The organism is Streptomyces cylindrosporus, assembly GCF_022698165.1.
In the GTDB taxonomy this organism is placed as follows: Bacteria; Actinomycetota; Actinomycetes; order Streptomycetales; family Streptomycetaceae; genus Streptomyces; species Streptomyces cylindrosporus.
Genome location: NZ_JALDAY010000025.1, coordinates 56,556 through 69,660, shown reverse-complemented (window position 1 = coordinate 69,660; position 13,105 = coordinate 56,556). Strand labels below are relative to the sequence as shown.

General features: G+C 70.3%; 14 protein-coding genes. 9 read left to right on the top strand and 5 right to left on the bottom strand.

All coding sequences use genetic code 11. The features are described from left to right. Window positions 1–60 precede the first annotated feature (60 nt). A complete protein-coding gene (locus tag MQP27_RS51575; protein ID WP_308290103.1) occupies window positions 61–510 on the bottom strand; it encodes a hypothetical protein in 450 nt (149 codons plus the stop codon). 40 nt (window positions 511–550) lie between these two features. On the opposite strand from MQP27_RS51575, the gene MQP27_RS51570 reads away from it, so the two are divergent. After that, complete coding sequence (locus MQP27_RS51570) at window positions 551–835, top strand: hypothetical protein (protein ID WP_308290102.1); 285 nt, start codon at window positions 551–553, stop codon at window positions 833–835. A gap of 24 nt (window positions 836–859) precedes the next feature. Here the strand turns inward: MQP27_RS51570 and MQP27_RS50235 are convergent, their stop codons facing one another. Beyond that, complete coding sequence (locus tag MQP27_RS50235; RefSeq protein WP_242779209.1) at window positions 860–2,773, bottom strand: sigma-70 family RNA polymerase sigma factor; 1,914 nt, start codon at window positions 2,771–2,773, stop codon at window positions 860–862. Between the two features lie 194 nt (window positions 2,774–2,967). Here MQP27_RS50235 and MQP27_RS50230 point away from each other — a divergent pair, with 194 nt between their 5' ends. The 4 genes from MQP27_RS50230 to MQP27_RS50215 all read left to right on the top strand — a co-directional run bounded on the left by MQP27_RS50230 (window position 2,968) and on the right by MQP27_RS50215 (window position 5,937). Continuing rightward, complete coding sequence (locus MQP27_RS50230; RefSeq protein WP_242779206.1) at window positions 2,968–3,381, top strand: SsgA family sporulation/cell division regulator; 414 nt, start codon at window positions 2,968–2,970, stop codon at window positions 3,379–3,381. A gap of 73 nt (window positions 3,382–3,454) precedes the next feature. Then, window positions 3,455–4,192, top strand: coding sequence for a prepilin peptidase (locus MQP27_RS50225; protein ID WP_242779203.1), 738 nt, complete (start codon window positions 3,455–3,457; stop codon window positions 4,190–4,192). Between the two features lie 70 nt (window positions 4,193–4,262). Beyond that, window positions 4,263–5,477, top strand: coding sequence for a cyclic dehypoxanthinyl futalosine synthase (mqnC, locus tag MQP27_RS50220; RefSeq protein WP_242779200.1), 1,215 nt, complete (start codon window positions 4,263–4,265; stop codon window positions 5,475–5,477). A gap of 7 nt (window positions 5,478–5,484) precedes the next feature. Continuing rightward, window positions 5,485–5,937, top strand: a complete 453-nt coding sequence (locus MQP27_RS50215; RefSeq protein WP_242779197.1) for an imidazolonepropionase-like domain-containing protein — start codon at window positions 5,485–5,487, stop codon at window positions 5,935–5,937. Between the two features lie 62 nt (window positions 5,938–5,999). Here MQP27_RS50215 and MQP27_RS50210 read toward each other — a convergent pair whose 3' ends face one another. Then, a complete protein-coding gene (locus tag MQP27_RS50210) occupies window positions 6,000–7,037 on the bottom strand; it encodes a chitinase (protein ID WP_242779193.1) in 1,038 nt (345 codons plus the stop codon). A gap of 305 nt (window positions 7,038–7,342) precedes the next feature. Here MQP27_RS50210 and MQP27_RS50205 point away from each other — a divergent pair, with 305 nt between their 5' ends. Genes MQP27_RS50205 through MQP27_RS50190 form a run of 4 tightly spaced genes read left to right on the top strand, consistent with a single transcriptional unit; the run spans window position 7,343 to window position 12,102 of the window. Further along, the gene (locus MQP27_RS50205; RefSeq protein WP_242779190.1) at window positions 7,343–7,741 is read left to right on the top strand and encodes a hypothetical protein; all 399 of its coding nucleotides are present in this window, start codon (window positions 7,343–7,345) and stop codon (window positions 7,739–7,741) included. A gap of 17 nt (window positions 7,742–7,758) precedes the next feature. Continuing rightward, window positions 7,759–10,071: a bifunctional polysaccharide deacetylase/glycosyltransferase family 2 protein gene (locus MQP27_RS50200; RefSeq protein WP_242779187.1), complete on the top strand. Its 2,313-nt coding sequence runs from the start codon at window positions 7,759–7,761 to the stop codon at window positions 10,069–10,071. Next, window positions 10,071–11,384: an acyltransferase family protein gene (locus MQP27_RS50195; protein WP_242779184.1), complete on the top strand. Its 1,314-nt coding sequence runs from the start codon at window positions 10,071–10,073 to the stop codon at window positions 11,382–11,384. Before MQP27_RS50200 ends, MQP27_RS50195 begins: the two co-directional genes overlap by 1 nt. Before the next feature lie 22 nt (window positions 11,385–11,406). Then, window positions 11,407–12,102 carry a demethylmenaquinone methyltransferase gene (locus MQP27_RS50190; RefSeq protein WP_242779181.1) on the top strand — a complete coding sequence of 232 codons (696 nt, stop codon included), beginning with the start codon at window positions 11,407–11,409 and terminating at the stop codon, window positions 12,100–12,102. Here the strand turns inward: MQP27_RS50190 and MQP27_RS50185 are convergent. Both MQP27_RS50185 and MQP27_RS50180 read right to left on the bottom strand, forming a co-directional pair. After that, a complete protein-coding gene (locus MQP27_RS50185; RefSeq protein ID WP_242779179.1) occupies window positions 12,089–12,403 on the bottom strand; it encodes a PASTA domain-containing protein in 315 nt (104 codons plus the stop codon). The two genes, MQP27_RS50190 and MQP27_RS50185, sit on opposite strands and share 14 nt — an antisense overlap. Before the next feature lie 147 nt (window positions 12,404–12,550). Further along, window positions 12,551–13,057 carry a GNAT family N-acetyltransferase gene (locus MQP27_RS50180; protein WP_242779176.1) on the bottom strand — a complete coding sequence of 169 codons (507 nt, stop codon included), beginning with the start codon at window positions 13,055–13,057 and terminating at the stop codon, window positions 12,551–12,553. Window positions 13,058–13,105 lie beyond the last annotated feature (48 nt).

The window sequence follows — 13,105 nt, the reverse complement described above, 5'->3', positions numbered from 1 at the left end:
TGGGGGGGGGGGGGGGGGGGGGGGGGGGCCGGCGCCGGTGATGCCGGGGGGTGCGAGCGGCTATCCGTCCACGCCTCCTACTCCTACTCCTACGCCGCCGCCTACACCTCCGTCCACGCCTCCGCCCGTCTCCTCGTCCGATTCGCCGTCCGGTTCCGTGCCGGAGCCTCGGGATGCTGTGCCTGGGGAGCAGCGGCCCGGGAAGTTGTCGGTGTCCGTGGCGGCTTCGTCGGGGCCGGGGGACGGCGGGCGGGGGCGGCGGCTGAGCTGCACGGTGGCGCTGGCGGTCGCGGGGGCGTTGGCCGCGGTGACCGTGGGGTCGGTGTTCGTGTTCGATCTGCTGCCGGGGGGCGGGGACGACAGCTCGGCGAGCAGCGATTCGGGGGCCGGGAAGTACTCGTCGGCGCCGAGGCCGAGTTCGAGTTCTTCCGCGATTTCTTCCCCGAGCTCTTCCTCGGGGGCTTCTTCGGGTGCGACGCCTGGTGCCGTACCGGCTGCGTACATCGGCATCTGGGAGGGGGAGGGGCTTGCCCTCAACGGGGCCCTGCCCATGGGTACGTTCCGGCTGACCGTCCATCGGGCCGGTGTGGGCGAGGAGTTGGGGCGTATGCGGCAGACCGATCAGATCGGCGGGGTCTGCAATGACGTACTGACGTTGAAGAAGGTGACGAAGACGGAGCTCGTGACGACATCGGTGGGCGCCGAGTCCAACCACGCGGGCTGCGATCCGGCGCCGCACACGGTGCGTCTGTCCCTGGCGGGGGACGACCTGAAGTACGCGGCGGAGAGCGAGGCGGAGGGGAATCCGACGGCTCGGTTGTCGCGGGTCAGGTAGGGCTTCGCCGCGGACGCTTCGGGCCTACGTCGACTGGTGGCCGCCGCCCTCTTGGTGGTCGTGGTGCGTGCAGTCGTCGCCAGGGGGATCGGCGGGGGCGGAGGGCGCGGGTGACGGGTCGTCGGTGTCCTCGGGGGGAGCGGCCGGAGTGCCCGGGTCCTCGTCCTGATCACCGCCGGTGGTAGGGGGAGCGGGCTCGTCGGGCACGGGATCGCTGGGCGCGGGGTCGCTGGGTGAGGGGTTCTCAGGGGTCGGTTCGGTGGGTGAAGGGTTCCCAGGGGTTGGCTCGGCGGGCGCCGGCTGGCTGGGCGTGGGTTCGGTCGGGGTCGGCTCTCCGGGCGTCGGGTTGGTCGGTTCGGGATCGCTCGGCGTCGGCTGGCTGGGTGCGGGATCGCTCGGGGTCGGTTCCCCGGGCGTCGGGTCGCTCGGCGCGGGGTCGCTCGGGGTCGGCTCTCCGGGCGTCGGCTTGGTCGGTTCCGGATCACTCGGCGCCGGCTCTCCGGGCGTCGGCTGGCTGGGCGCGGGTTCGGTCGGGGTCGGTTCCCCGGGTGTCGGGTCGCTCGGCGCGGGTTCGCTCGGCGTCGGCTTCTCGCCCGACGGTCCACCCGGCGACGTACCCCCACCCCCGCCGGCATCCGAACCCCCGCCCGCAGACTCCGAGCCTCCACCAGCGACCGTCACCGTTACCGTCGGCTCACCGGTCCCCGCGCCCAACACCCCGTCGCCCGCAGGCTTGTCCCCCCGCACCCCCTCCGAAGGCCCAGCCACCGGCGCCTCCGCGACCGGCACTTGGGCAACCGGCCCGTCGGCCACAGGTGTCCGCTGAGCCGGTATCGACCCCGCCCCGCCCGGCCCCAGCAGGAGCAACACGGCGACTGCCCCGGCGACAACCGTCCCCGCAGCCACCGCGACCGGCGTCTTGACCCCACTGACCGCCACGTGCCGCACCCCATGCAGCAACCCGCCCACACCGTGCCCACCGGCAGACACCCCACCCGGCACACCACCCACACCAGCCGCAGCGCCCGCACCCCCACTCGCCGATGCCGCCGCCCCAGCCGACCCGGCGGCACCTGCTGTACTCGCGCCCGCACCCCCGCCGACTACACCGGCCGCCCCGCCCGCGCCCGCCGCTCCCGCCGCCCCCACCACAAACCCCAACAGAAACTTCCCCGTTCCCCCCACCGCCAGCACCACCAGCGCCGGACCCACCAGTGCCGGCAACCGGTCGTTCGCGGTCATCAGGGACGCCAAACGGGCCCGGCAGTCCGCGCAGGACTCCGTGTGGGTCAGGAGGCGTTCCGACTGGCGGGACGTTGCCGTGCCGCGGACGTATGCCGGCATGCGAGCCCAGTGCACCTGGCACGCCGGATCCTGCGGCGCCCCCGTCTGCGCGCGCAGGAACGCCTGCCGCATTCCCTCCCGCGCCCGGTGCAGCAGAACCGCCGTCGCGCCTTCCGCCGTCCCCAGCTGCGGCCCGATCGCCGCCAGCGGCTGGCCCTCCGCCTCCGACAGCCACAGCGCCTTCACCCACCGCTCGGGCAACTGCCCCAGCACCCGCACCACCAGGTCCACCGAGGACACCTGCTCGGCCGGGTCGTCCGCGTGCGCCTGCCGGCCCACCCGTATCTGCTCGTCGGCCTGCGGATCCTGCGGCGTCTCCCGCACCGAGGAAGTACCCGCCGCCGTCGCCAGGTGCCGCACCGTCGTCATCAAGTACGCCGGCACGTTCTCTATCTCGTGCCCCGTGGCCAGCCGCCGCCACACCCGGAAGTGCGCCTCCGCGACGACGTCCTCGGCGGTCCACGCGTTGCGCGTCAGCGAGCGGGCGTACGCGACGAGCCGCGGCTGCTGCTCCTCGTAGATCCGGGCGTACTCGGCCGTGGCGGCGGAGGCGTGGGACGCCGGTGCGGAAACTGCAGTGGAACCGTCGGGCATGGCGGAACGCTCCAGTTGCGGCCTGCTGAGGCGGGAAATGGTTTGTCAGCGTAGATGGCAAAACTTTCAATCAAAGTTGCCGACCGAGGTGGATGTGTCGCACGTCACATAAATAGTTTTGCGTCACGGCGTAATGCAGGGGCCGCAACGGACTCGTAGAAGTGCACGCACCGATCCCGACACCGGAGCCCCTCATGCCCGTCACCCTCGAACAGCCCACCGGCGCCCGCCTGCTCACCCCCGACCACGAGGAGCTCGCGGTCCCCGTCACCCTGCGGTACACCTCCGCCGACCCCCTGGCCGTCCACTTCGTCTTCCCGGCCTGGATCTCCCTCGACGACGAGGAGGTCACCTGGACCTTCGCCCGCACCCTCCTGGAGGAGGGCCTCGGCACCCCGGCCGGCCTCGGCACCGTGCACGTCCGCCCCTGCGGCCCCGCCCGGACGGCCGTCGAGTTCCGCGCCCGCGAGGGCGTCGCGGTGATCCTCTTCGAAACGGCCGCCCTGCACCGCTTCCTCGTCCGCTCCTACGAGGTGACGGAACCCGGCGCCGAACCCGTGGAACCGGCCCTCGACCGCGACCTCGCGACCATGCTCGACGGTGTCTGACCGGGCTACCGTGGCCATCACGGATCACGGCGGCGCGCGAGGAGTCGGGGGGAATGCCGGGGTGAACACGGGCGTGAACACAGGGGTGTTGGTCGCCCTCGCCGCGCTGTGGGGCGCGGCGGCGGGCTCGTTGCTGCCGAGGGCCGCCTACCGCTTCTCCGTACCCTCGGGGGAGGCCTGGCGGGACTCCTGCCCCGGGCAGCACGCGATCGGCGGGTGGATCGGGTGGGCGCGCTGCGCCGACTGTTCCGCGCGGCGGAGGGGTGGTTACGGGCCCAGCGCTCCGGCCCTGACCATCGCCACCGCCCTCGTCTGCGCCGCCCTCGCCGCCGCCACCGGAGCCCGGCCCGAGCTCGGCGTCTGGCTGCTGCTCGCGCCCGTGGGGGTGCTGCTGACGGTCGTCGACTTCCGGGTGCAGCGGTTGCCCGACGTACTGACCCTGCCGCTGGCCGGCGCCGCGCTCGCGCTGCTCGGGGCCGTCACCCTCGTACCGGAGCACGCGGGACACTGGCCGACCGCGCTGTACGCCGCCGCCGCGCTCGGCGCCGCCTTCTTCCTGCTGTTCCTCATCAACCCCGGCGGCATGGGCTTCGGCGACGTGAAGCTGGCGGTCGGGCTGGGGGCCGTGCTCGGGTGGTACGGGTGGGCGACGGTGATGCTGGGGACGTTCGCCGCGTTTCTGCTCGGGGCGTGCTACGGGGGTGTGCTGGTGCTTGCGCGGCGGGCCGGCCGGAAGACCGCGATCCCCTTCGGGCCGTTCCTGCTCTCCGGGGCCTTCCTCGGGCTGCTGATCGGCGCGTTCGCGGCCTGACGTCGGGGCTGTCGGAGGGCTGGCGTAGGCTGGCCGGGACCGCCCGACCCTTGACGAAAGGCACGCCCCGGTGAGCGAGAAGGCCGACCTTACGTCTATCGATGTCGCAGCCGTCCTCGACCGTGCCGCCGAGGGTGGGCGCATCACGCCTCAGGAGGCGCTCCACCTCTACCGCGACGCCCCGCTGCACGCGCTGGGCGCCGCCGCCGACGCCGTGCGCCGCCGCAGGTACGCGGGCACCGAGCACATCGCGACGTACATCATCGAGCGGAACATCAACTACACGAACGTCTGCGTGACGGCGTGCAAGTTCTGCGCCTTCTACGCGCCGCCGAAGGACAAGGACAAGGGCTGGACCCGGGACCTCGACGACATCCTGCGCCGGTGCGCGGAGACCGTCGAACTGGGCGGCACCCAGATCATGTTCCAGGGCGGGCACCACCCGGACTACGGCGTCGAGTACTACGAGAAGCACTTCGCCGCCATCAAGCAGGCCTTCCCGCAGCTGGTCATCCACTCCCTCGGCGCGTCCGAGGTCGAGCACATGGCCCGGATCTCCAAGGTGTCGGTCGACGAGGCGATCCAGCGGATCCACGCGGCCGGTCTCGACTCCTTCGCGGGCGCCGGCGCCGAGCTGCTGCCCGAGCGGCCGCGCAAGGCGATCGCGCCGCTCAAGGAGTCCGGCGAGCGCTGGCTGGAGATCATGGAGACGGCGCACCGGTTGGGCGTGGAGTCCACGTCGACGATGCTCATGGGCACCGGCGAGACGAACGCCGAGCGCATCGAGCACCTGCGGATGATCCGTGACGTACAGGACCGGACGGGTGGCTTCCGCGCCTTCATCCCGTACCTCTACCAGCCGATGAACAACCACCTGAAGGGCCGCACGCAGGCCACGATCCTCGAGTACCTGCGGATGATCGCGATCGCCCGGATCTTCATGGACAACATCGCCCACATCCAGGGCTCCTGGCTGACCACCGGCCAGGACGCGGGCCAGCTGACGCTGCACTACGGCGCGGACGACCTCGGCTCGGTCATGCTGGAGGAGAACGTCGTCTCGGCGGCCGGTGCCAAGCACCGCTCCAACCTCCAGGAAATGATCGACATGATCCGTACGGCGGGCCGGACCCCGGCCCAGCGCTCCACCACGTACGAACACCTGGTCGTGCACGACGACCCGGCGGACGACCCGGTCGACAAGCGCGTGATGTCCCACATCTCGTCCACGGCGATCGAGGGCGGCACGGCCCACCCCGAGCTGAAGCTGCTCGCTTCCAACTGACGTACCCGTGCTGACGATTCACGCGGCGGCCGAGCTCCGGTACGACTGGGAGACGGCTGGGCCGCCGTTGAAGGACGGCGCGGTGGTGGTCGAGGGCAGCCGGATCGTGGCGGTGGGGACGCTGGCGGAGGTGCGGGAGCGGTTTCCGACCGCGCGTGTACGGAGCTGGCCGGGGGTGCTCGGGCCGGGCCGCGTGCACCAGGGCCCGCTCCCGGACGCCCCGAGCCCACGCGAACGTATCCACGAGGTCCTGAAGTCGGGGTCGGTGGCGGTCCTGGCGGAGCACGCCGACTCACCCGAACTCCGCGCGGCGGCCGCCAGGAACGAGGTCGCGGTGCTGCCGGCCCACCAGCTGCCGACCATCAGAGAGCACGCCCGAGCAGACCTGGCCGTGCTGGACGAAACGGGCGCCTGCATCGCGACGGTCTGCGCCGGGCGCCTGGTACACAGGCGTCGCTGAAAGCGCCCGTCAGGGGCGCGGGGAACTGCGCGACCAGCCACACACGACCCGCACTCACCCACTCAGCCCGCAAACGCCTTCCCGAACGCCCCCGAACTCTGCGTCACCCCACTGCAGTTGGTCGCCGCGTCGTCATCCCCGTCGCTCCCCTCCTCGCACTGCTGGTCCCGGAACGTCGACCACATCGACACCCACGCGATCTCCTTCTCCTCCGCGAACGCCCGCACCTGCGCCGCGTCCGAGAGCGTGAACGTCTCGCCGTCCACGTCGTTCACGCCGATCATCGAGGTGAGCGCCATCCCCTGCCAGGCCCCCTCGTCGGACAGCCCGAACACCTTCTTCAGCTGGGTGTGCGCGGCCTTCGCCGAGGTGAGCGCGTAGTCGCCCATGTCGCCGCTGTAGGACTCCCCGTAGTTCATGGTCATGAGGTTCACCGTGGAGACCTGTACGTCGTACTTGTTGGCGGACGCGAGCAGGGCCAGGCTGTCCGAGTCCAGCCCCGACGGCATGACGGGCAGCGTGAACGTCACCGACAGGTCGCTCCGCTCCTTCTGCAGCAGCGCGATCGCCTGCGACCGCAGCGCCACGGAGTCCGCGTCGGTCAGCTGGTCCCCCTCGATGTCGAAGTCGGCCTGCGTCGAGCCCGCCGCGTCAAGTGCCTTGCCGTACGCGGCCGCCAGCGCCGTCGCACTGTCGCAGGTCGACGCCAGCTCCTTCCCCGACGCCCCGCCGAAGGACACCCGCACGCTCCCGCCGTCCGCCTTGAGCTGCGAGATCCGGGACTTCACCGAGGAGTCGGCCAGCGAGTCCTCACCGTTCCACGCGGGCGTGCAGGCACTCCCGTCCGCGATCACGAAGGCCAGGTTGTACGTCGTGGGCGATCCCGCCGAGTCGTTGTCGGAGGCCTCCGTCGCGCTCACGTACGGCGCGTACGAGGTGGCCGAGGCCGTGGTGGAGGCCGGGGTCGGGGCCGCCGAAGTCTCCCGTGCGGATGGTTTCGGCGCCGCGTCCGTCTCGCCGTCCGACCCCGAGGAGCACCCCGCCGTGGCCAGGGCAAACAGACAGGTGAACCCGGCCGCCGGCTTCAGGAAACTCCGCATTGCTCATGCACCCGCTCTCGTGATTTCTGTCTCAGCTTCGAAACAAAGCCCTATTCCAAAAGAGAACGTCTCACACGGGGCCCGTGTTCAGCTGTCACATCAATGCACAGGAAACGCATGGGATGGATGGTGTGAAACGGGCCAACAGGGCGGAATAAATGAGACATAAGTGTTGTCTCTCCCTGGCCTGACCTGCGCAGCCATTCACAGAAACTCTCAGGTTAGAGACAGGTTAAGGCGTTTCTCATATGCGCCTCACAAGAACGCTGCTTTCGGTCACATAAAGCCTGCCTAATCTCTGGGGAATGCAATCCGAGCCTGCCATCGAAATCAGCGCGACCGAGCGTGGTCGCCGCCGCAAACGCGGCAACGGGTCCGCCGAGGGACCCGTCTTCGTTGACAACTCCGGGCGCCGCTCCAAGCTGCTGCGCCGGATCGGCCTCTTCGTCGGCGTCCTGTGCCTCGGGTACGCCGTCATCCTGGGCCTGGCCTTCATGGGCATCGGCACGTCCATCAACCCGTCCTCGCTGCTGCCCTTCGGCGGCAACGGCCAGGCGGGCCCGGGCGGCACCGGCACCGGCCCCGGCGGCCTGCGGCAGCAGGGCGGCGTCGGCTACCAGGTCGGCGGCCGGCCCAGCGACCTGCCGAGCACCCTGCCCTCCGGTACCCCGACCCCGTCCGCCTCCACCTCCGCGGCCAACTGACGGGAATCCAGAGCCACATGACCACGACGACCTCGACGCGCGGCCGCCGCCGTGCCCCCACCCGCATGGAGCGGGCGGCCGGCAAGGCCGCGGCGCTGCAGAAACCGCGCGTCATCCTCGCCCTGCTGCTCCTGCTCGCGCTGACCAGCATCATGCTGCTCGACGGCTATCTGCGCGCCGAGGTCGGCGGCGACCAGCGGGTGCGCGACGGGGCCAGCTCCAGCAAGGTGCCGGACAAGATCCTCAACGGCGGCCCGATCATCACCTACCGCGCCGGCCAGGCCACGACCCTGTCCGTCCCGGACAAGACCATCGCGCTGACCTTCGACGACGGCCCGAACCCGACGTACACCCCGCAGGTCCTGAAGATCCTGCAGAAGTACGACGTGCCGGCCACGTTCTTCCTGGTCGGCTCGATGGTCTCGCGCTATCCGAGCATCGTGAAGGACATGGTCGACGAGGGGAACGAGGTGGGCATCCACACCTTCACCCACGTCGACCTCTCCTACCAGAGCGACGCCCGCATCAGGCGCGAGATGACCCAGACGCAGCTCGCCCTCGCGGGCGCGGCGGGCATCACGACGACGCTGTTCCGGGCGCCGTACTCCTCGGAGACGGACGCCATCGACAACTACAGCTGGCCCGTCTACCAGAAGCTCGGCAAGGACGGTTACACCAGCGTCTTCGTCGACACCGACAGCGACGACTGGAAGAAGCCGGGCGTCTCGAAGATCGTCAGCTGGGCCACGCCGAAGAAGAACAAGGGCGCCTCGGTCCTCATGCACGACGCCGGCGGCGACCGCGAGCAGACGATCAAGGCGCTGCCCAAGTACATCGAGAAGATGAAGGCGAAGGGCTACACCTTCACCACCATCAGCGGCGTCATCGAGAAGGACAACACGGGCAACCGGCAGGCGGCCACAGCGACCACGGGGGGTGCCGCGGGCGCCACGGGAGAGCAGCCCGTCGGCGGCCCGGAGGCCAACGCACCCGCGACCGGCACCGGTTCGACCCCCAGCCGCCTCCAGGCCGCCCACCGCACCGCCACCGGCGCGACCCTCTACGAGGGCAAGGCGCTCATCGTCGCGGTCGCCGTCGCCGAATGGACCGTGCCCGCCCTGTCAGTGGGCCTGATCATCGTGGGCGTGGCCGTCATGGGGCGGTTCGGGATGATGCTGATCCTCGCCCGGCGCCACTACAGACAGCGCAACAAACGCCGGTTCAGCTGGGGTCCGACGGTCACCCGCCCGGTGAGCGTGATCGTCCCGGCGTACAACGAGAAGGAGTGCATCGCCAACACCCTCGCGTCGCTGTCGAAGAGCACACACCCGATCGAGGTCATCGTGGTCGACGACGGCTCCACCGACGGCACCTCCGAGATCGCCCGCAACGCGGCCCACGAACTCGGCATGACCAACGTCCGCGTCATCCGCCAGGAGAACGCGGGCAAGCCGGCCGCCCTCAACAACGGTGTGCGCAGCGCCAGTTACGACATCGTCGTGATGATGGACGGCGACACGGTCTTCGAGCCGGAGACGGTGGGGCAGCTGGTGCAGCCCTTCGCCGACCCCGAGGTCGGCGCGGTCGCGGGCAACGCCAAGGTCGGCAACCGCAACACGATCATCGGCGCCTGGCAGCACATCGAGTACGTGATGGGCTTCAACCTGGACCGCCGCATGTACGACCTGCTGCGCTGCATGCCGACCATCCCCGGCGCGATCGGCGCGTTCCGCCGCGAGGCGGTGCTGCAGGTCGGCGGGATGAGCGAGGACACCCTCGCCGAGGACACGGACATCACCATCGCCATGCACCGGGCGGGCTGGCGGGTCGTCTACCAGGAGCACGCACGCGCGTGGACGGAGGCGCCGGGCTCGCTCAAGCAGCTGTGGTCGCAGCGCTACCGCTGGTCCTACGGCACCATGCAGGCCCTGTGGAAGCACCGCAAGTCCCTGACGGACAAGGGCCCTTCGGGCCGCTTCGGCCGGGTCGGCATGCCACTGGTGGTCATCTTCCAGATCGTCACGCCGGTCTTCGCACCGCTGATCGACGTCTTCACGGTCTACTCGATGATCTTCGTGGACTTCCAGGCCGCGCTGTACGCCTGGCTGGCGGTCCTCGGCATCCAGCTCTTCTGCGCGGCCTACGCCTTCCGCCTCGACCGCGAGAAGTACCGCTACCTCCTGATGATGCCCCTGCAGCAGCTGGCCTACCGCCAGATGATGTACCTGGTCCTCATCCACTCCTGCATCACGGCCCTCACGGGCGGCCGCCTGCGCTGGCAGAAACTCAAGCGCACGGGCGAGGTCGGCACTCCGGCAGGGGTGAGCTGATGAGCTGGGGCCAGGAGCAGCAGGGTTACGGCGGCTACGGCGGCCATGGGTACGGGTACGGGCAGCAGCAGTACGGGCAACAGGGGTACGGCCAGCAGCAGTACGCGCAGCAGCCGTATCCACAACAGCCGTATCCACAACAGCAGTACGTCGACTACGGGCCGCCCGCACCGGTCGAGGAGACGGCGCCGCTGCCCGCGGTGGAGCCGGAGCCCGTGGTGGAGCCGGAGCCGGCGGAGGAGCCGCCCGCGCCGAAGCCGGCCGGCCGCGACCGCTACTTCGACACGCTGCGGGCCGTCGCCCTCATCCGCGTCGTCACCTATCACACCTTCGGGTGGGCCTGGTGCGGCATGGTGTTCCCCTCCATGGGGATCATGTTCGGCCTGGCCGGGACGCTGATGGCCAAGTCCTTGGAACGGCCCGCGTTCAAGGTGGTCAAGTCCCGCCTGCGCAGGCTGCTGCCGCCGTTCTGGTTCTGGGGCTTCTTCGTGGTCCTCGCGATGCTGATCCACGACTGGATGCCGGGCTGGCAGATCGTCTACTGGGTGGTGCCGCTCGGCGACCCGCCGGGCAACGCCTGGGGCGAGCAGGCCTGGGAGATCCTCTGGTACCTGCGGACGTACCTGTGGTTCGTGCTGCTCTCGCCGGCCCTGCTGTGGGTCTTCCGCAAGGCACCGATCCCGGTCCTGCTCCTGTCCCTCGCCCCGATCCTGGTCCTCAACTTCCTCTGGTCCGGCCCGGACAACCGCTTCGGCAGCGCCCTGTGGGACCTGTCGACGTACCTCTTCTGCTGGATCCTCGGCTTCGCCCACCGCGACGGCGTGCTGCGGAAGCTGAAGCCGGCCCTGGTCGTCGTCCTCTCGCTCGCCGCGATCGGGTACGGCGGCTGGTACGCCTTCTCGCACCAGGCCGACTTCGGTACCTACGACCTCGACGAGAACCCGCTCGCCCAGGCCTTCTGGTCGGCCGGGTTCGTGATGCTGCTGATGTGGGCCAAGGCGTACTTCCGCATCGACTTCGCCTGGCTCACCCGCTTCCGGCGGCTCGACCGGACGGTCACGATCTTCAACGCGCGGGCCGTGACGATCTACCTCTGGCACGAGATCGCGCTGGTGCTCGCCGTCCCGCTGATCGACCAGTTCTGGAACGTGCCCGCGTTCGAGAAGTGGCTGCCGCTGGAGAGCCAGTGGTTCATGTTCGGCATCGGCTGGATCCTGATCGCCGGGTTCATCCTGCTGTGCGGCTGGGTGGAGGACGTGGCCGCGAAGAAGAAGCCGCAGCTGCTGCCGGGAGGGCCTCGGGCTTCTTCATGAGGGCGGCTGCAAGAATGGGCGCGTGACCCGCGCCTCCCTGAACAAGCAGCCGCACGAAGTCGCCTCGATGTTCGACGACGTGGCGGAACGGTACGACCTGACCAACGACGTCCTGTCGCTCGGCCAGGACCGGGCGTGGCGCAGGGAGGTGGCCCGGGCGGTCGACGCCCGGCCCGCGCAGAAGATCCTGGACCTGGCGGCCGGTACGGCGACCTCGTCCCTGCCGTTCGCGCGCACGGGCGCGTACGTCGTCCCGTGCGACTTCTCGCTCGGCATGCTCCAGGTCGGCAAGCGCAAGCACCCCTGGCTGCCGCTGACCGCGGGCGACGCGACGAAGCTGCCGTTCAAGGACGACACCTTCGACGCCGTCACGATCTCCTTCGGGCTGCGCAACGTGCAGGACTTCGACGCGGGCCTGCGCGAGATGTACCGGGTGACCAAGCCGGGCGGACGGGTCGTGATCTGCGAGTTCTCGCACCCGACCTGGGCGCCCTTCCGCACGGTCTACACCGAGTACCTGATGCGCGCCCTGCCGCCGGTCGCCCGCGCGGTCTCCTCCAACCCCGACGCGTACGTCTACCTCGCCGAGTCCATCCGCGCCTGGCCCGACCAGCCCGCGCTGGCCGAGCGGCTGCGGAAGGCCGGCTGGTCGAAGGTGGCGTGGCGCAACCTCACGGGCGGGGTCGTGGCCCTGCACCGAGGCTTCAAGCAGGCCTGAGCGTCAGCTCGTCCCCCGGCTCGTCGATCTCGCGCTGCAGCCCGCCGCCCGAGGGCCGGGGAAGCCGGGGCTCGCGCACTCCTCCGCCGCCCTCTCCCTCACCGAAGTCGAACCACACGTAGATCACGGAGTCCCGGGGCACCTCGGCGTTGGGCTGCGGGTACTGCCGTACGACGTAGTCGACCATCGTTTGTTGGAACTGGAGGCCGGGCCGGTCCGGCGCGTTGAGGAAGAGGCCGGTCGCCTCTGCCGTCCTGCGCGCGTCCATGGCCATCAGACCGACGAGCCGTGGTACACGCACTTCGGGCGTTTTGGGTGTTATTCGCACAGATGTCACCCCCAGCGGTACTGGCAGAGTAACCGCACGGGGGTGCCGACCGGAAGCGCCAAGTGTCTTTCTGTAGCAGTCGGTTACTCCGGGTCACATTCTGTGATCTCTGTTCGGCGATCAGAGGTCGAGGCGGTACTGGTGCGCCTGCTGCCCGTACCTCGGCTCCGTGAAGACGTGTTCGAGCCGCATGCCCAGCCGCTCGGTCACCGCGATCGAGCGCGCGTTGCCGGACAGCACCATCGCCACCACGCTCTCCACCCCGGCCGCCCTGAGCCGCTCCAGGGTCATCTGCGCGGCCGCGGTCGCGTACCCCTTGCCCCAGTACTCCCGGCCCAGCCGCCAGCCGATCTCGATCTCGCCCGTCGGGCCCCACTCCTGCGGCCAGGGCTGGGCGCCCGTGAACCCGATGACCCGCCCGGTGTCGTCCACCATCGTCCACAGGCAGAAGCCCCGCTCGGCGTCGTGCCGGCGCTGGCGGGCGGTGAGCTCCTCGTAGACGGAGAGGTCCCGGGCCTTGCCGCCGTGGAACTCCATGACCTCGGGGTCGTCGAAGACCCGGTGCCAGGCGATCGCGTCCTCGTCGGTGGGGACGCGCAGCCGTACTACGGGGAGAGCTCGGTTCACGGGGCAGCCCTTCAGCCGGGTGATCAATGCTGCTGAATAGACTGCCCA